This window comes from Rhizobium sp. No.120 (assembly GCF_054558365.1).
In genome coordinates, this window is the sequence record NZ_BAAJNQ010000004.1 from 455,634 (window position 1) to 473,288 (window position 17,655).

The window sequence follows — 17,655 nt, forward strand, 5'->3', positions numbered from 1 at the left end:
TGCTTGGTTCCACGCGAAAGCTGCGCCCTGGCGCACAGACAAATAGCCGTCGCGGGCGCTTCTTGATCCAGCGCAATGCCAAATGTTGCGCCGATGGCGATGGTGGTGATTGTTGGACGCTGTAAGCGGAATGCAGATTCCACAGCCGCGTGTGGCGCGAGATAAATGAAAATCGCTCGACTTCGATGGGATCAAGTAGTCCGCATTTGGGTGCCGACAGCCTCATCGTTCTGCTCTCGATTCAATTGCTTGTTTGTCCTGACTGGAGAAGAAGGCGCATATGGCATCCCCCGAAAATACTGGCCGAACATGGAACAACAAGATCACAGGCGTGTTCTGGTCCCGTCTAAGGGAGCATCCGCTTGCACGCGTCGGACCTGGCCTCATCACCGGGGTCGCCGATGACGACCCGAGCGGAATTGCCACCTATTCGCAGGCAGGAGCCCAGTTCGGGCTCAATATGCTCTGGACGATGCCGCTAACCTTCCCTTTGATGGCTGCAATTCAATCCATGTGCGCGCGGATTGGGCGGGTAACCGGCAAAGGGCTTGCGGCAAATATCAAATCAGCCTTTCATCCTTCTATACTTCGGGGCGTTGTCGCGCTTCTTCTCGTTGCCAATATTTTGAATATCGGCTCCGACGTCGCTGCCATGGGCGAAGTCGCGGAACTGGTCACCGGCATCAACCGTCATGTGATGACGATCCTCTTTGTGACCGCTACCTTGCTGCTTCAGGTTTTCGTTCCCTATCATCGCTATGTCGCGTTTCTCAAATGGTTGACACTATCCTTGCTGGCCTATGCGGCCGTTCTGTTTACCGTGCATGTTCCATGGGCCGAGGTCGGGTTAAGAACGATATGGCCCAAACTTTCCTTCAATTCCGATGCCGCAGCTGTCGTCACGGGGGTCTTCGGTACGACCATCAGCCCTTATCTTTTCTTCTGGCAGGCGTCTGAAGAAGTCGAAGATATGGAGCGCCGGTGGGGTGGTGTCGCTCTTGTGAAGGACAGGCCAAACGCCGATAAAGAACTGCGGCGCATCCGCTGGGATACATGGAGCGGAATGTTCTATTCCAATGTCACAGCCTACTTTATCATTCTGGCGACGGCCATGACGCTCAATGTTGCCGGCGTTACTCAAATCAATACGGCCGCCGAGGCTGCCAGTGCGCTAAAGCCACTTGCAGGCGACTTTGCCTTCCTCCTGTTTGCCCTCGGAATTTTAGGTGTTGGTCTGATCGGCGTCCCCGTTTTGGCGGGCTCGGGTGCCTATGCTCTTTCCGAAGCAATGGAATGGAGAGAAGGACTTGAACTCAAACCAACCGATGCGCGCGGCTTTTACGGGGTCATCGCTGTCAGCGTGCTCGCAGGCATGATGATCCAGTATTCGCCCGTCAGTCCGATGAGGGCATTGTTCTGGAGTGCTGTCATAAACGGCGTGGTGGCGGTCCCCCTTATGGCGGTGGTGGTTGTTCTTGCCTCCAGCAAAGCCGTCATGGGAGATTTCACCGCCCCTCGATCGATCATAATTCTCGGCTGGATCGCGACAGTCATCATGGGTATGGCGGCAATTGGCATGTTTGTTCTCTGATAGGCGACTTTGATGGTTTCAGATATGCCCGCTTTGTCAGGGGACGAGCACCGCTGCACCCTTGATCGCTCCATCGCGTAACTGTCTCAAGGCTTCGTTTGCTTCGTTCAATGCAAAGGTCGAGGTTGTGATGCGCACCGGGATCTTTGCGGCGATGTTCAGAAATTCATCTCCATCCTTTCGTGTCAGGTTCGCGACGGAACGCACAACACGTTCTTCCCATAGAATATTATAGGGAAAGCTCGGAATATCAGTCATATGGATGCCGGCGCAGACGACCGTGCCGCCTTTGGCCGTGGCCTTTAGCGCTGCCGGAACGAGTTCGCCGGCAGGTGCAAAGATCAGGGCAGCATCAAGCAATTCGGGCGGTAACGTGTCGGAACCGGACGCCCAGACTGCGCCGAGCTCGCGCGCGAAGGCTTGTCCTGCGACATCGCCCGGTCTGGTGAATGCGTAGACCTGCTGGCCGCGATAGCGCGCAACCTGAATGGCAATATGGGCCGCTGCCCCGAAACCGTAAAGGCCTAGCCGCGGTGCGTCTCCTGCCAGTCTGAGAGCGCGGTAGCCGATCAAACCGGCGCAGAGGAGTGGTGCAGCCTCTACATCGTTAAATTCTGCCGGGACAGGAAAGCAGAAGCGTTCATCGGCAACGGTATATTCGGCATAGCCACCGTCTATCTGATAGCCTGTGAAACGGGCATTCGAGCAAAGATTCTCGCGTCCGCTCTTGCAATAGACACATTCGCCACATGTCCAGCCGAGCCAGGGCACTCCGACGCGGTCGCCAAGCTTGATATTCGTTGTTTTCGCTCCCAAAGCAGTAACGACACCGACGATTTCGTGGCCTGGAACGAGGGGAAGCTTTGGATGGGTAAGTTCACCATCGACGACGTGGAGATCGGTGCGACAGACCCCGCAGGCACAGACGCGAATTTGCACCTGATGGCGCGCCGGCTGCGGAATTACCTTCTTCTCCTCGAAGCGAAGCGCCTTATGTGCGCCATCCAAGATCATCGCGCGCATGATAACGGCCTCCCGAATATTCGTTCTGATATCGTCGCATGTTCCGGTGCGCCGGCGTATTGCCTCTCAAGCCACGCGGATATCGCCGATTGCGACCATCAAGCAGGCGTCGGTTCTATGCTTGTTTTGGACGCCGCGGAGCCACCTGATATGAGATTGTCGGTCTGCCGTGGGAAAAATGCCAGCACTGACTTCTCGCAAATCTGAGCCAGTCGAACGCTTTGGCCACGGGCATCGTTCAGATCGTCCGTAAGTCGGTCTATGATTCCTGTGACCCAGTCGCTGTAAGCTGCCGTGATCAACACAGGATTGCGTGAGTTGAATGCTGTATCAACGGCTTTCACCGCCGCTTCCATCGCTGTCTGCCGGCGGGTCATCCATCTGGCAGTGATCGCCGAGCCTTCTTCAAGGAGCTCGGCCTGCTCTTCCAGGAGCACCTTCATCGGCCTCTGCCATGTCTCAACGCAGTTCCGCGCGATAGAGGCTGGCAATGTCACAGCACAATTTTCAGTCTTCAGCGGATCAGTCATTTCGAAATCCCCTTTCTTGAATTTGGAGTTTACCGTCAAGACAATCGCCCTGTAGAGCGCGCAAACGTTACACCGCTAAGGAATGCCGCGTCTCATCCGTGCGCAGATAGCGATCAAACTGGGCCGCAATCGCTCTGGTAAAGATGCGGCTATCCGTCTTGATGGAGAAGCCATCGCCGTCTGCGATAAAATGCTGCGATGCCTGCGCCAGCACGGCCGCTTCGCGTAAAATAGCGTCAGACCGCTCGCCGAACCTTTTATGCAGGGCGGAGTTGGAAAAGCCGAAGTCGCACATCAACCGTTCGATGACCCAGCCGCGCAGACGATCCTCGTCGGACAGAAACAAGCCGCGGGCGACGGCAAAGGTGCCTGTTTGCACGGCGCGACCATAAACAGCGGTTGAAGGCGTATTTTGCGCATAGCCCTGGCGGAACCGGCTGATTGCGGAAGGACCAAGGCCAATGAGCGTTTCGCAAGCATCGTCCGTATAGCCTTGAAAGTTTCTCGCCAGTCGGCCCTTGCGGGCTGCGATTGCGAGATCGTCCGTCGGCAGGGCGAAGTGATCGATACCGATTGGAATGTAACCCGCCTCCGTAATATGCCTGGCCGCGCTCGTTGCCTGTTCGAACCTCAAGCCGGGGTCGGGCAGAGTGGCTTCGTCGATCATAGTCTGGTGTTTCTTGAACCAGGGCACATGGGCATAGCCGAAAATCGCAATGCGATCCGGCCGCAACGATAGCGAGAGGTCGATGGTCTTGCCGAGTGTTGCCACCGTCTGAAACGGCAGGCCATAAAGCAAGTCTATATTCACGGAGCCGATGCCGTGGTCTCGCATACCGTCTATGACACGCCGCGTCGTTTCAAAGCTCTGCTCGCGGTTGATCGCCTTCTGAACACGGAGATCGAAATCCTGTATGCCAAAGCTTGCCCGGGTTGTTCCGACTCTGGCAAAAGCATCCAGCCGCTGCTCGTCCATATCGTTCGGGTCAATTTCAATGCTGATGTTTGCATCTGCCGCAATGGTGAGGTTAGCGTGCAATTGCTCGAACAGCTCTTGCAAATCGTCCGGCCGGATCATGGTGGGAGATCCCCCGCCAAGATGGATCGCGCGTACGATACCCCGGCTGGAAAGGCGCTGGCCCAGCAGGGCTATTTCCCTATGCAGCATGGCGAGATAATCGCTGACTGGCCCATACCGCAACGTCTGCTTTGTATGGCAGGCGCAGAACCAGCATAGACGATCGCAGAAGGGAATATGCAGATATAACGAGATCGCTTCGTCGACGGCGAGATCATCGATCCAGCCTGCGATCACACTTGAGTTTATTCCATCATGGAAATGTGGTGCCGTCGGATAGCTGGTGTAGCGCGGAACGTTCATGTCGATCATGCGATGGTCTGGTACGGCTGTCATATTCATAGTTCCAGTAAGGTGCTGTTGCGCAGTGCAATGGGGTGATGGGTCGAGATCACGAGAATGCGGTCATTCAAGTGAGCGACTAGGCGAGCAAGGATGCGTTGCCCCTGTGCTACATCGAGATGCTCGGTTGGCTCATCAAGAAGCACGATAGGCGTATGCGACAGGAAGGCGCGGGCCAGATTGAGCCGCTGCGCCTCGCCGAGTGAGAACATATCCTGCCTGATCCAGGCATCGAGGCCGCCGGCATCTTGAATGCGGGCATCGAGTTCAACGGCCGCAAGTGCCTGCCACATCGCCTCATCGCTGGCTGCGGGTTCAAAAAGATTACCTCTGACGGTGTCGTCGAGAATGGTCGCGTCGTGCAGGACGAGGGTCGTCAAGGCGCGTCGTTGCGCTGGCGACAGGCCTGTTTCCGGTCCATCGAATATGTCTTCGCCGATCCAGCCGGCAATCTGCTTCAAGAGGCTCGATTTGCCGCTGCCGCTGGCGCCGATCAGGAGGGTCGGGAATTCCGGCCTTAGACAAAGCGCAATCCGCCCATTGCCGAGCGGAGCGCCTGACGGCGAAATGCGCTGCAGGAGTTCTTGTCGGAGCTCGATGCGTGAATTGTCCGTCCAGCAGGGTGCGGGGGTTTCTGCACCTGACGTCCATTGACAGATCTGCGCCCAGGCGGCGTCACGCCGCAGATTGGCGACCACAATTCGGGATGCGCCATTCAAGGTTTCGCCGAGCGCAAGCCACGCAAATCCGAGCGCAACCGGCAGGAGTATCATTTCACCGCGGACGCCTGCCAGCCACGCAGCAACAACGACACTAAACCCTGCGATCGGGCCGATGAGGGACGCAAGCGCATCAAATCCCGATTGCAGGCGGCGCAAGGCAGAGGACTGGCTTTCGGCACGACAGAAGGCGCTCATGGCAGACCGACATTGTTCGTCCCAGAGACGTTCGGCCTTCAGGGAGACAGCGGAAGCCATGATGGCTCCCAATCGCTCGGCGCCGTCTCGGCGATGGTGTCGCGCCTGCAGCCAGGCGACGGTGCCAGCCTTTCCCAATCTACGGGCAAGGACGGCGCCAAACACCAACATGATGACTATAGGCAAGAGCGACAGCGGTGCGATAATGGCGGAGCAAACGGAAAGTATCGCAAGGCCTATTGTCATCGTCAGCAATGGAAGGCCGGCGCGCAGAGCTGCATAGTCGACGTCCTCGACATCATCCAGATAATCGGCCAGACGAGCCTCGTCGCCGAGCTGCCAGCCTGCGCGTCGTACGGCGGGTGTCGCTGCCATGGCCGCAAAAAGCTCCACCCGGCGACAGATCTGATCGCTGAGTGCGGCCTTATGGCCGATAAGGCGTTCGCCATAACGTGCCGCCGTGCGTCCAACGGCGAATAGACGGATGAAGGCCGAAGGAACATGGAAATTGAAGGTTGCGGCTGCGGCCGTTAGTCCCGCCGTCGCGACAGCGCCCAAGAACCAGGCGGAAACTCCACCCAATAGAATACCGAAGCCAAGTGCACAACAGCTCAACAGCGTCGCACGCCGCCACAATTTCTTATTTGCCGAGCGGGAGGCGCCGATCATGCTGCCACCTCGAGATCTTCGTTCTTTGAAAGGTTGATTGTGAGACGCGCGTTGCTGGCCAGTTCGCCGTCATGAGTGGCAACGACCACCAGTCGGGCGCGTGCTACCTCAAAAAGCGCTTGTCGCACGAGGGCGGATGTTTTGGCGTCGAGCTTGGCCGTTGGCTCATCTGCAACGATCACTTTTCCCGAAAGAAGGGCGCGGGCCACGACGATGCGAAGTCTCTGGCCGCCTGAAAGATTGCTCCCGCCGCCCGCAAGTGGCGCATCGAGGCCACCGGGCAGAAGCGTGTCGTCGAGCAGCCCAACTGCGTGTGCTGCATCGAGCAATCTCTTCTGAGATATGGGCGGGAGCCCCCATGCGATCGCCTCGCCAAGCGTGTGTCCCGCAACGAAGCTCTCGGTCGAAACCCACGCGATCTCCCCTGAAATCGATTGGGCAGGAACTATCGATGGCTCCAATCGAGCAAACCTGCGCAGCAGGGTCGACTTGCCGCAGCCGCTCGGACCGATGATTGCTACCAGACCATGTTCAGGAAGGGGAGGGACGGGGTAGTTGAGGGCGAAGAGGGGTGCCGCTTCGGGAACTTCGACGTTGAGCAGCCGGTCGAGGGCGCTCGCAGCCGTAAGCCCTTCTGCCTTGGCATGATACTGCTCCGAGAATCGCCTGAAAGGCGCGAAGTAATCGGGTGCGATCATCAGGATGAATAGGCTCTGCCAGAGCTCGAGGTTGGAAAAGCCCGGAATCATCAGTAATTTGAGGTGCCCAAGACCGAGGAAGACGGCGAGCAGAGCGATCGACAGCGAGGAGAAAAAATCGATGATGCCGGCATTGATGAATGCGGTGGCGAGAACGCCCACCGTTTCGCGTGTATAGGTCTCAAGTCGCGCGGAGAGCTTCTTCTCCTCCTCTCCAAGGGCGTGATTGGCCAAAATGGTCGGCAATGCTCGAATGCGATCGGCAAATTGACCTGCCAGACGACCAAAGGCGCGTTCCTGAGCCGCCGCGCGGCTGCGGATTGCATCGCCCACCAACGCGAAGAACAGAATCATGAATGGCGTCAGGCAGATGATGAGGACTGCGGCCTGCCAGGAGACGAGCAGGAGCATGGCCGCGGCCAGCAATGGACCGAGACCCATCATCATGGAGGCTATGCGATGGCCGATGACGAGGGAGGCGACCGATTGCGGATAGCGCTGCATTGCGACGACCAGCGTTCCGACGGATAACTGGTTCAACTGCCGCGGCAGCATGGCGTCGAGCCTTGTTCTTGCGACATCATAGAGCTTTGCGGCGATGAAGGCTTCCGCTGCTGCCTGCGTCCTGTCGCCAAACAATCCCGCTATGACAGAGCAAGCAAGAAGGCCGGCCGCAAGGACCGGCAGCGACAGATCGACGGATTGGCTCATGATCAACCGGCCGGCAATCACGGCCGCTGCTGCCGAGAAGCCCAGTCGCAGAATCAGGCGTATGGCCTGAATTGTAAGTACAGCTCGCAAGCTGCCTTTCGCCACTTCGCGCGCAAGCGCCAGCACGTTGATCTTCTCGGCGCTGCGGACGCATTCCGGGTTTGTTGTCGATGTCTTATCTTCGCTCATGCAGCTCTTTTGACATCGATCGGGGTACTTCAGGTTGATCTATATCAACTCGGAGACGGATCATTCGCGCTAAAAAACGGCGACCAAGAAAGGATCTCTCTATGTTCGACCCACTCCTTGTCGACCTATCCCGGCTGCAGTTTGCACTTACGGCGCTGTACCACTTCCTCTTCGTGCCGCTGACGCTCGGCCTCTCAATCATGATCGCGATGATGGAAACGGTCTATGTGATGACGCGGCGAACCATCTGGCGCGACATGACCAAATTCTGGGGCGTGCTCTTCGGTATCAACTTCGCGCTCGGCGTTGCGACGGGGATCACCATGGAATTCCAGTTCGGCATGAACTGGGCCTATTATTCCCATTATGTGGGTGACGTCTTCGGCGCGCCGCTGGCAATCGAGGGCCTGATGGCCTTCTTCCTTGAGGCGACCTTTGTAGGCCTGTTCTTCTTTGGCTGGGATCGCCTTTCACCCCGCGCCCATATGGTCGTTACCTGGTTGATGGCGTTGGGAACAAATCTTTCGGCGCTCTGGATCCTGATTGCCAATGGTTGGATGCAAAATCCGGTGGGTTCGGCCTTCAATCCCGACACCATGCGCATGGAAGTGACCGATTTCATGGCGGTTCTGTTCAATCCTGTCGCTCAGGCGAAGTTCGTCCATACCGTTTCGGCCGGTTACGTCTGCGGCGCAGTTTTCGTTCTCGGTGTTTCTGCCTGGTATTTGCTGCGTAATCGTCATGTCGCGCTCGCGAAGCGCTCATTCGTGATTGCCGCAGCCTTCGGTGTCGCCTCATCTCTTTCGGTCATCGTGCTCGGTGATGAAAGCGGCTACGCCTTGACCGATAACCAGAAGATGAAGCTCGCAGCCATTGAAGCCATGTGGGAGACGGAACCAGCACCGGCATCCTTCACAGCCTTCGGGATTCCGAGCTTGGCGGATCGCAAGACGCATTATGCGGTTCATGTCCCTTGGGTCATGGGGTTGATCGGCACTCGGTCGATCGACAGGCAAATTCCGGGCATCGATGAGCTCGTTGCAAAGGCGGAAGACCGTATCCGCAATGGTTTGGGCGCTTACGATGCGCTAGAGAAGTTGAAGGTGAATCTGGGAGATGCCGCTGCACGGGCGACATTCGACGCAAAGTCCCAGGATCTCGGCTATGCTTTGCTTTTAAAGCAATACGTCGAAGATCCGCGTACAGCCAGTGATCAGCAGATCAAAGATGCTGCGTGGTCATCGGTGCCGCAGGTACCGTGGCTCTTCTTCTCCTTCCGCGTCATGGTGGTTTGCGGTTTTGCCCTGCTCATCCTCTTTGTTACCTCTCTCTGGTACACGATACGAGAACAGGACGCTCCGCGTTGGCTGTTCAGCCTGGCGGTACTTGCGATGCCATTGCCATGGATTGCGGTTGAGCTCGGATGGTTCGTTGCGGAGTTCGGTCGCCAGCCTTGGATCATTGATGGCGTATTGCCGACCTTCCTCGCCACATCGGAACTCGGCATCTACAATCTCATCCTGAGCATCATTGGTTTTACGCTCGTTTACGGTGTGCTTGCTGTCATTGAGGTGCGGCTGATGCTGGCCGCCATCCGCAAGGGGCCCGATGCAACCGCGGCGATGACCGGCGAACGTCCGATCTCCACCGAGAAGGTGGAGCCGGTCTTGCAGGCAGGCCAATAGCCCATTTTAGAGGGAATCAACTCGATGATTGAATTTTTCTTCAGCTATGAAACCTTGCGCATTACCTGGTGGATTCTGCTCGGTGTGCTGCTTATCGGGTTTGCCGTCATGGACGGCTTCGACATGGGCGTGGGGGCGCTCTTACCCTTCGTCGCGAAAACGGACCTTGAACGCCGCGTTGCCATCAACACGGTGGGACCGGTCTGGGAAGGCAATCAGGTGTGGTTCATCCTGGGTGGCGGTGCGATCTTCGCGGCGTGGCCCGCACTCTATGCGTTGAGCTTTTCGGGCTTCTACCTGGCGATGTTCTTGGTGCTTCTTGCCCTGATATTGCGGCCTGTCGCCTTTAAATACCGCTCCAAGAAGCCGGAGAAGGCATGGCGTATGCGCTGGGACTGGGCGCTGTTCATTGGGGGCGCTGTGCCGTCGCTGATTTTCGGGGTTGCCGTTGGCAACGCACTTCAGGGCGTGCCGTTCCACCTGACCTCGGATTTGCGTCCAATCTATGAAGGTACGCTTTTCGGCTTGCTCAATCCATTGGCGCTGTACTGCGGTCTGGTATCGCTTTCGATGCTCGTCATGCATGGTGCGGCCTGGCTCGCCTTCAAGGCCGAAGGCGCCGTCGCAGAGCGCGCAAAGGCCATCGGTTCCAAAGCGGCTATTGGCGCAGGCATGCTTTTTGCCGGTGGCGGCGTGCTGGTCTGGCTTGGGCTGCTCGGTGGCTATCGCGTCACCTCGCTCGTCAAATGGGATGGTCCTTCCAATCCATTGCTGAAGAGCGTGACAAGCGATGGCGGCGCGTGGCTAGGCAATTTCGAGGCTCATCCCATTCTCTGGCTGGTTCCTACTATCGGCATCGTCGGTCCATTTTTCGTGGCACTGGGCTTCCGCACGCGTCGGGAGGGCTTGACCTTTCTTGCCTCGAAGCTTTCGGTCGCGATGATCATCGCGACAGTCGGCCTGGCAATGTTTCCGATGATATTGCCCTCAAGTACACATCCAGCTCATTCCCTGACCGTATTCGATGCATCGTCCAGTCGCGCCACCTTGCGCAACATGCTTCTGGCGACCATCGTCTTCATGCCGATCGTCCTTGTCTATACCGCCTGGGTTTACCGGGTTCTATGGGGCAAGGTGAATGAGACCAGCATCGAAAAGGCCGGGCATTCGGCCTATTGAAAAACGGAGATTAAGCGATGTGGTACTTTGCCTGGATCCTTGGATTAAGCCTGGCCGCTGCCGTGGGTATTCTGAACGCACTCTGGTACGAACTTCGGGTGCTGCGCGAAGAGCCGGCCGACGAAGCGGTGCAGCTGCCCACTCCATAGTAAGACGTATATCGTAAAAGAATCCCACTTGCCCCCCGATGGTCGGGTCAAGTGGGAACAGCATGAAATTGCTTGTATGCAAGTCCTTTTCTGGGAGTGAACCGGCTGCCGAATGCTGGTCCTGGTGATTATCAACGGGGTTACGAGAGCACCGCTATCCCTGTGGAGTGCGCATGGCAGCCATGGGACACAGAGCCGCCGGCGACATAAAGATTTGTCCGCGTCATCGAGACGGCAATGTCGGTTAAATGTGATCTAGGTCAAGGATAGCTGTTTCCGCCGTTCGTAGAAGGCAACATAAAGCCGGAAGAGCATTTCTCGGCTTGAGGATATGTCTATGCGCCAACAAATTGCTCTTATCGTCGCTACCGTGATCGCTCTTGGCCCGTGCGGCGATACTCGAGCGGAAAATGCAGCCTCACACACGCTGGCTGAGATCAAAGCTCTCTGGAACAGCGTTGCTGGCCGAGAACTGCCACAGAACATTGCTATGTCGAATGGCCGCATCGAAGCGCAGCAAATACTGATCTCCGCAAAATTCGCGGGAAGGCTTGCGGTGGTACTTGTCGATGAAGGTCAGATCGTCGACGCTGGTTCTCCGGTCGCCAGGATCGATACCGCCGATCTCGATGCCGAGCTTGTAGGCGCCAGGGCACAAGTGTGGAAGTCGCAGACAAGCGAAATAGAGGCTACTGCCGCGATCGCTCAACGCGAGAGCGAACTTGTGCTTGCGCGCCAGGAACTTGAGCGGGCGCAGGCCATGAGCAACTCCGGTAGCGGAACGATACAGCAACTGGATCTCAGGCGCAGCCAATTGAATGTCGCGGAGGCTGCGGGGCGGGCCGCCCAGGCCACCCTGGATGAGGCACAAGCAGCAACGGAGGCAGCGCGGGCCGAGGTCGTGCGTATACAGTCACTGCTGCAGGATGCCGTGCTCAGAGCGCCGCGGCGCGGACGTGTCGAATACAAGCTTGCGCAGACCGGTGAAGTGGTCGCCGCGGGTGCCCCGGTCGCAACCATGCTCGATCTTTCGGACGTCTCGATGACGATTTTCCTGCCAGCGCGGGTAGCCGGGCGTCTTTCGATCAACGACGAGGCACGCATCATTCTAGATCCTGCACCGCAATATGTCGTGCCGGCGAGCGTCACCTTCGTTGCGTCTGAGGCGCAGTTTACGCCGAAGACCGTAGAAACGCAGGAGGAGCGCGAGAAGCTTGTTTTCCGTGTCAAATTGAAAATAGCGCCAGATCTCCTGAAAGCCTACGAAGCGCGCATCAAAACTGGGGTGAGGGGGATCGGTTATGTTCGAATGGATCCAAAGGCAAGTTGGCCGGCCGAGCTCCAGGTGAAGCTGCCGCAATGAGTGAGGCGGCGATTCGTTTTACCGCGGTAACGCACCGCTACGGCGCACAGACGGCGCTCGATGCCGTCGATCTTGTCGTTCCCTCCGGCTGCATGGCGGGGTTGATCGGTCCGGACGGTGTGGGAAAGTCGACACTGCTTGGCCTTGCGGCGGGCACTATCCGAATCCAGCGCGGACAAATCGAGGTATTGGGCGGTGACATGGCTGGGATGCGTCACCGCCGCGCCGTTTGCGCCCGGATCGCTTTCATGCCTCAAGGGCTAGGGCGCAATCTTTATCCCACGCTGAGCATTGCCGAAAACCTCGATTTCTTTGGCCGTCTCTTCGGACAAGACAGCCGTCAGCGGCAAGCGCGCATGGATGAGCTGCTGCGCGTGACCGGACTTCTTCCCTTTCGCGATCGGCTGGTCGGGCAGCTCTCGGGCGGCATGAAGCAGAAGCTCGGCATCTGCGCATCGCTGCTGCACAATCCCGATCTGCTAATACTTGATGAACCGACGACCGGTATCGATCCGCTTTCCCGGCGGCAGTTCTGGGAGTTGATCGATCATATCCGGGCACAACGCCCACAGATGAGCGTCATTGTCGCAACCGCCTATATGGAGGAGGCAGAACGGTTTGACTGGCTGGCTGCATTGCATGGAGGGCGGCTGATTGCCACCGGCAGCCCGGCCGAAATCATGCAGCGGGTCGGACGACCGACGTTGGAGACAGCGTTTACGGCCTTGATGTCCAACCTGGTTACGGGACAAAGCCCGTTGATCGTCAGTCCGCGCGTCATAGCCGATGGAGTGCCGGCGATCGAGGCGGAGGGACTTACTCGCCGCTTCGGCGACTTCATCGCAGTTGACCATGTGAGTTTCCGAATCCGGAAAGGCGAGATCTTCGGCTTCCTCGGTTCGAACGGCAGCGGCAAGAGCACGACGATGAAAATGCTGACGGGATTGCTGCCGGCCAGCGAAGGTACTGCCCGGCTGTTCGGCCAGCCGTTAAAGGCCGGGGATATCGCCACGCGTAAACGCGTCGGTTACGTGTCTCAGAGCTTTTCCCTTTATAGCGAACTGACCGTGCGCCAGAACCTTGTGCTGCACGCACGGCTGTTTGCGCTTCCAACCGATGAGATCGACACAAGGGTCGCCGAGATGCTGGCCGAATACGGCCTGACCGAAGTGGCAGACCAGCGACCAGAAGATTTGCCCCTTGGCATCCGTCAACGTCTGCAACTTGCCGCCGCGGTCATCCATCGTCCGGAGATGCTGATCCTCGACGAGCCTACATCCGGTGTCGACCCTGTTGCGCGAGACGCCTTCTGGCGATCATTGCTCGCCCTATCACGGGAAAAGGGGGTCACGATTTTCCTGTCGACGCATTTCATGAACGAGGCTGAGCGCTGTGATCGTATCTCGCTGATGCATGCCGGCAAGGTATTGGCGGTCGGAAGCCCGGCCGAACTTTGTACCGAGCGCGGCAAAGCTACGCTGGAGGAAACCTTCATCGACGTCTTGGCCGAGGCCGGGATGGGACAAGAAAGTGGTGCAGCTGGCGCAGTGACGGCGTTTGACGATCGCCTTGCATCACGCTTGCGACTTTTCGACCCCAGACGGCTCTGGGCGTACGCCAGACGCGAGACACTGGAAATATTACGAGACCGGGCGCGGCTCGTCTTTGCGCTGGTCGGGCCTGTAATCTTGTTATTGACCTTTGGCTATGGCATTTCGTTCGATGTCGAGCATTTGCCATTTGCCGTCTATGACCAGGATCAATCAGCCGAAAGCCGACAATTAATCGAGAGCCTGCAAGGCTCGCGCTATTTTGAAGAGAAGAGAGCGATTACATCGGCCGAAGATCTGCAGACACGCCTGCAGGCCGGCGAACTTAGGCTTGGTATCGAGATTCCTCCCGATTACGGCCGCGACCTTATGCGGCAGGAAAAGCCGGAAGTTTCCGTCTGGCTCGATGGTGCCATGCCGTTTCGCGCGGAGACCGCGCGTGGTTATTTATCGGCTCTCGTTGCTTCCTACCTCACCGACTCGTCGGCTCGGCGGACGGGACGCAGCATCTCACCCTATCCCGTCAATATCGAAAGTCGCTTTCGCTACAATCAGGACTTCAAGAGCGCCAACGCCATCGTGCCCAGCGTCATCATGCTTCTATTGGTGCTTATTCCAGCGATTATGACTGCACTTGGCATTGTCAAGGAGAAAGAGACAGGCTCGATCGCCAATTTCCAGGCGACACCAGTCACTCGGATCGAGTTCCTGCTTGGCAAGCAGCTTCCCTACATCGTGATCGCCTTTATCAGCTTCCTGATGCTGCTCGTCATGACCCGCGCAATTTTCGGCGTACCCATTAAAGGCTCCGTAAGTGTGCTGGTTGTCGGTACGATTTTCTATATCTTTGCCACGACTGCCTTCGGCCTTGTCGTATCGAGCTTCGTCCGCAGCCAGGTGGCTGCCATCTTCGCAACTTCCATCATCGCGATGATTCCCGCAGTCAATTTCTCTGGTCTCCTCGTGCCGGTTTCCTCGCTTTCGGGTGGTGGACGAGCCATGGGGCTTCTATTCCCCACGGCCTGGTATCAGCCGCTGAGCGTTGGTGTGATCACCAAAGGACTCGGCCTGGCGGAGCTCTGGCCAAATCTGCTGGCCCTTACCGCCTTTGGTATCGTCTTTGTCGGAGCAGCACTTGCGGCGCTCAAAAAGCGGAGCGGATGACATGTGGGGAAAGTTCAGCCGTATCTTCCGGCTTGGCATCAAGGAGCTCTATAGCCTGAGAGCCGATCCGGTGATGCTCATTCTCGTCATTTACACCTTCACCATCGCGGTCTACACGGTTTCGACCGGCGCCAAGCTCGAAGTCGAAAATGCCTCTGTTGCCGTGGTTGACGAGGACGGCTCGATGCTGTCGGCCCGGCTGAGGGATGCGCTGGTACCCCCCTTTTTCAAGGAGCCCGCGCTGATCGGGGCAAACGAGATCGATGCGGCGATGGATGAAGGGCTCTTCGTCTTCGTAGTAGAAATCCCGCCGAAATTCGAGGAAGACGCGATCGCCGGACGCAAGCCGTCCCTTCAACTCGATATCGATGCAACGGCCATGTCGCAAGCTGGCAACGGCGGCTCCTATATCCAGAGCATCATCCTACAGGAGGTGACGGCCGCACTGCCGAACAGCATGGCTGCCCAGCCGATTAATCTTGTTATCAGCACGCGCTTCAATCCCAATCTGCAATCGACCTGGTTCACATCGGTGATGCAGGTTATCAACAACGTCACGATGCTCTCAGTAATCCTGACCGGTGCTGCCCTGATCCGCGAGCGTGAACATGGCACGATCGAACATCTTCTCGTTATGCCACTGACGCCGGCCGAGATCATGATGTCGAAGATCTGGGCGAACGGGCTCGTCATCGTGTCCGCAGCGGTACTTTCCCTCGTCTTCGTCGTTGAGCGGCTGCTTTCGGTGCCGATTGCGGGCTCGATCGGTCTCTTCATTTTCTGCGCCGTGCTCTATCAATTCTCGGTGACATCGCTTGGCATCCTTATAGCGACCACCTCCGGTTCAATGGCACAGTTCGGACTGATCTCGATGCCGGTGCTGATCGTAATGAACCTGCTGTCCGGCAGCACGACGCCGATGGATAGCCAGCCTCTCTGGCTGCAATATGCGATGACGCTTTCGCCTTCGACCCATTTCGTCAGTCTTTCGCAAGCCATCCTTTATCGCGGAGCTGGGATCAAAGTCGTCTGGCTGGAAGCGGTCGCATTGCTCGTCCTCGGCACGGCCTTCTTCATCGCCGCTCTTATCCGCTTTCGCTCGACTGTCGCCGAAGCCCGGTAGAATCCCCATCTTTGATGCCTGAAGGCAAGTTTTTCAAAGATCGAAAAGGCTCGCGCGAAGCGGCGTCCTGCGCGATCTCGCCATAAATTGTTACGCTGGCCTATGCGATATCGATCTCAAGGGCGGGCCATCCAACAATCAACGCCTTGCCATCGGCAAGTCGCAGACATTCACATTGTGGCGCCGAGCTGCCAAGGGACAAATTCATGGCGACCGTAGCCAAGCAGTTCGGACTTTGAACGCTTGCCCGAGGCAGTGTCGAGGACGGCCTGAAAAATCTGGCGCCCCTTTTCCTCGATGGATACGCCCTCGATGATGTCGCCGCAATTGATGTCCATGTCCTCTTCCATGCGGGCAAACAGTTCGGAGTTGGTGGCAAGCTTGAGGGATGGGGTCGGCTTGCAGCCATAGGCCGAGCCGCGGCCGGTGGTGAAACAAAGCACATTGGCGCCGCCGGCGACTTGGCCTGTAGCGGCGACGGGATCGTAGCCCGGCGTATCCATGTAGACGAAGCCCTTGCGGTCTATGCGCTCGGCATAGCGATAGACACCGCGCAAGGTGGAATTGCCGCCCTTGGCAACGGCACCGAGGGATTTTTCCAGAATGGTCGTCAAACCTCCGGCCTTGTTACCGGGCGAGGGGTTGTTGTTCAGCTCACCTCCCGTTTTCGCAGCGTAATCGCGCCACCAGTCGATCAGGTCGACGATCTTCTGCCCGACCTCTGGGCTTTCGGCCCGCCGCGTCAGCAGATGCTCGGCGCCATATATTTCCGGTGTTTCTGACAGGATCGCGGTGCCGCCGTGGCGCACGAGAATATCGACAGCCGCACCGAGCGCCGGGTTGGCCGTCAGGCCGGAATAGCCATCCGAGCCGCCGCACTGCAGCGCCAGCATCAGTTCGGAGGCTGGAACCGTCTCTCGCACCGACCTGTTGGCAAGCGGCAGCATCTCGCGGATTTTCTCGACGCCCATCATGACCGATTTTCGCGTGCCCCCGACCTCCTGGATCGTCAGGCTCTGGAAATGATCGCCCTCGGCGATGCCGTAAGTCTTCTTCAGGCGCGGGATCTGAAACACCTCGCAGCCAAGCCCGATCAGGAGGACGGCCGAAAAATTCGGATGGCTCGCATAGCCCCATTGCGTCCTTGCCAGAAGGTCGTATTCCTCGCCCTTGCTGCCCATCCCGCACCCGGTTCCATGGGTAAAGGGAACGACACCGTCGATGTTGGGATAATCGGCAAGGATGCCGGAGCGCATGATCTCGTCGGCGATGAAATCGACAACGGTGGCCGAACAGTTTACCGAACTCAGGATGCCGATATAGTTGCGTGTGCCGACGCGGCCGTCCGCCCGGCGGAAACCTTCGAATGTCGCAGGACGCTCGCCCGGCAAAAGCCCGCCATCGGGTTTCGCCTCGGAGCTAAAGGCGTAGTCGCGCTCGAAATCATGGATTGCGACATTGTGCTCGTGTACCCAGTCGCCCGGCTGGATATCGCTTTTGGCAAAGCCGATGATCTGCCCGAATTTGCGTATCGGCTCGTCGCTTGCAATCGGTTGAACGGCGACTTTATGGCCGCGAGGAACGGATGCCGCGACGGTAATGCCGCCATCGATCACCTTGCCTCGCGAAAGGCTTTCGATGGCAATGACGACATTGTCGGCATCATGAAGGCGAAGCGTGCGCGGTGCGGCCAT

Annotated in this window: 13 protein-coding genes; 7 read left to right on the forward strand and 6 right to left on the reverse strand. The window is 57.8% G+C overall.

From position 1 onward, the window contains the following. Window positions 1-280: 280 nt before the first annotated feature. Complete coding sequence (locus tag ACYJRZ_RS16030; RefSeq protein ID WP_459460385.1) at window positions 281-1,591, forward strand: NRAMP family divalent metal transporter; 1,311 nt, start codon at window positions 281-283, stop codon at window positions 1,589-1,591. A gap of 36 nt (window positions 1,592-1,627) precedes the next feature. Here ACYJRZ_RS16030 and ACYJRZ_RS16035 read toward each other — a convergent pair whose 3' ends face one another. From ACYJRZ_RS16035 to ACYJRZ_RS16055, 5 genes are all read right to left on the reverse strand, one after another. Continuing rightward, window positions 1,628-2,614 carry a zinc-dependent alcohol dehydrogenase family protein gene (locus ACYJRZ_RS16035; protein ID WP_459460387.1) on the reverse strand — a complete coding sequence of 329 codons (987 nt, stop codon included), beginning with the start codon at window positions 2,612-2,614 and terminating at the stop codon, window positions 1,628-1,630. 98 nt (window positions 2,615-2,712) lie between these two features. Continuing rightward, window positions 2,713-3,183, reverse strand: coding sequence for a hypothetical protein (locus ACYJRZ_RS16040; protein ID WP_459460389.1), 471 nt, complete (start codon window positions 3,181-3,183; stop codon window positions 2,713-2,715). A gap of 28 nt (window positions 3,184-3,211) precedes the next feature. Then, window positions 3,212-4,558 (reverse strand): oxygen-independent coproporphyrinogen III oxidase, encoded by a 1,347-nt coding sequence (gene hemN, locus ACYJRZ_RS16045; RefSeq protein WP_459460391.1) that lies wholly within the window; start codon window positions 4,556-4,558, stop codon window positions 3,212-3,214. A gap of 2 nt (window positions 4,559-4,560) precedes the next feature. Then, window positions 4,561-6,150 carry an ATP-binding cassette domain-containing protein gene (locus ACYJRZ_RS16050; RefSeq protein ID WP_459460393.1) on the reverse strand — a complete coding sequence of 530 codons (1,590 nt, stop codon included), beginning with the start codon at window positions 6,148-6,150 and terminating at the stop codon, window positions 4,561-4,563. Then, the gene (locus ACYJRZ_RS16055) at window positions 6,147-7,748 is read right to left on the reverse strand and encodes an ATP-binding cassette domain-containing protein (protein WP_459460395.1); all 1,602 of its coding nucleotides are present in this window, start codon (window positions 7,746-7,748) and stop codon (window positions 6,147-6,149) included. Before ACYJRZ_RS16055 ends, ACYJRZ_RS16050 begins: the two co-directional genes overlap by 4 nt. A gap of 101 nt (window positions 7,749-7,849) precedes the next feature. On the opposite strand from ACYJRZ_RS16055, the gene ACYJRZ_RS16060 reads away from it, so the two are divergent. The 6 genes from ACYJRZ_RS16060 to ACYJRZ_RS16085 all read left to right on the forward strand — a co-directional run bounded on the left by ACYJRZ_RS16060 (window position 7,850) and on the right by ACYJRZ_RS16085 (window position 15,961). Beyond that, on the forward strand, window positions 7,850-9,433 hold the full coding sequence (locus tag ACYJRZ_RS16060; protein ID WP_459460397.1) for a cytochrome ubiquinol oxidase subunit I: 1,584 nt from the start codon (window positions 7,850-7,852) through the stop codon (window positions 9,431-9,433). Between the two features lie 24 nt (window positions 9,434-9,457). Continuing rightward, complete coding sequence (gene cydB / locus ACYJRZ_RS16065; protein ID WP_459460399.1) at window positions 9,458-10,612, forward strand: cytochrome d ubiquinol oxidase subunit II; 1,155 nt, start codon at window positions 9,458-9,460, stop codon at window positions 10,610-10,612. A 17-nt stretch (window positions 10,613-10,629) separates the two neighbouring features. Then, on the forward strand, window positions 10,630-10,761 hold the full coding sequence (cydX, locus tag ACYJRZ_RS16070) for a cytochrome bd-I oxidase subunit CydX (protein ID WP_459460401.1): 132 nt from the start codon (window positions 10,630-10,632) through the stop codon (window positions 10,759-10,761). 337 nt (window positions 10,762-11,098) lie between these two features. Then, a complete protein-coding gene (locus tag ACYJRZ_RS16075) occupies window positions 11,099-12,124 on the forward strand; it encodes an HlyD family secretion protein (RefSeq protein ID WP_459460403.1) in 1,026 nt (341 codons plus the stop codon). After that, on the forward strand, window positions 12,121-14,838 hold the full coding sequence (gene rbbA / locus ACYJRZ_RS16080; RefSeq protein ID WP_459460405.1) for a ribosome-associated ATPase/putative transporter RbbA: 2,718 nt from the start codon (window positions 12,121-12,123) through the stop codon (window positions 14,836-14,838). Before ACYJRZ_RS16075 ends, rbbA begins: the two co-directional genes overlap by 4 nt. A gap of 1 nt (window position 14,839) precedes the next feature. Further along, on the forward strand, window positions 14,840-15,961 hold the full coding sequence (locus ACYJRZ_RS16085; protein WP_459460407.1) for an ABC transporter permease: 1,122 nt from the start codon (window positions 14,840-14,842) through the stop codon (window positions 15,959-15,961). Window positions 15,962-16,131: 170 nt separating this feature from the next. On the opposite strand, the gene ACYJRZ_RS16090 is transcribed toward ACYJRZ_RS16085, so the two are convergent. Beyond that, entirely contained in the window at window positions 16,132-17,655 is a 1,524-nt protein-coding gene (locus ACYJRZ_RS16090; protein WP_459460409.1) for a UxaA family hydrolase, read from the reverse strand.

Excerpts from the sequence above, each read along its gene's own strand:
- ACYJRZ_RS16085 (WP_459460407.1), top strand. The coding sequence starts at position 14,840 with ATGTGGGGAAAGTTCAGCCGTATCTTCCGGCTTGGCATCAAGGAGCTC.
- ACYJRZ_RS16050 (WP_459460393.1), bottom strand. The coding sequence starts at position 6,150 with ATGATCGGCGCCTCCCGCTCGGCAAATAAGAAATTGTGGCGGCGTGCG.
- cydB (WP_459460399.1), top strand. The coding sequence starts at position 9,458 with ATGATTGAATTTTTCTTCAGCTATGAAACCTTGCGCATTACCTGGTGG.
- rbbA (WP_459460405.1), top strand. The coding sequence starts at position 12,121 with ATGAGTGAGGCGGCGATTCGTTTTACCGCGGTAACGCACCGCTACGGC.
- ACYJRZ_RS16090 (WP_459460409.1), bottom strand. The coding sequence starts at position 17,655 with ATGGCCGCACCGCGCACGCTTCGCCTTCATGATGCCGACAATGTCGTC.
- ACYJRZ_RS16075 (WP_459460403.1), top strand. The coding sequence starts at position 11,099 with ATGCGCCAACAAATTGCTCTTATCGTCGCTACCGTGATCGCTCTTGGC.
- ACYJRZ_RS16035 (WP_459460387.1), bottom strand. The coding sequence starts at position 2,614 with ATGCGCGCGATGATCTTGGATGGCGCACATAAGGCGCTTCGCTTCGAG.
- hemN (WP_459460391.1), bottom strand. The coding sequence starts at position 4,558 with ATGACAGCCGTACCAGACCATCGCATGATCGACATGAACGTTCCGCGC.
- ACYJRZ_RS16030 (WP_459460385.1), top strand. The coding sequence starts at position 281 with ATGGCATCCCCCGAAAATACTGGCCGAACATGGAACAACAAGATCACA.
- cydX (WP_459460401.1), top strand. The coding sequence starts at position 10,630 with ATGTGGTACTTTGCCTGGATCCTTGGATTAAGCCTGGCCGCTGCCGTG.
- ACYJRZ_RS16055 (WP_459460395.1), bottom strand. The coding sequence starts at position 7,748 with ATGAGCGAAGATAAGACATCGACAACAAACCCGGAATGCGTCCGCAGC.
- ACYJRZ_RS16060 (WP_459460397.1), top strand. The coding sequence starts at position 7,850 with ATGTTCGACCCACTCCTTGTCGACCTATCCCGGCTGCAGTTTGCACTT.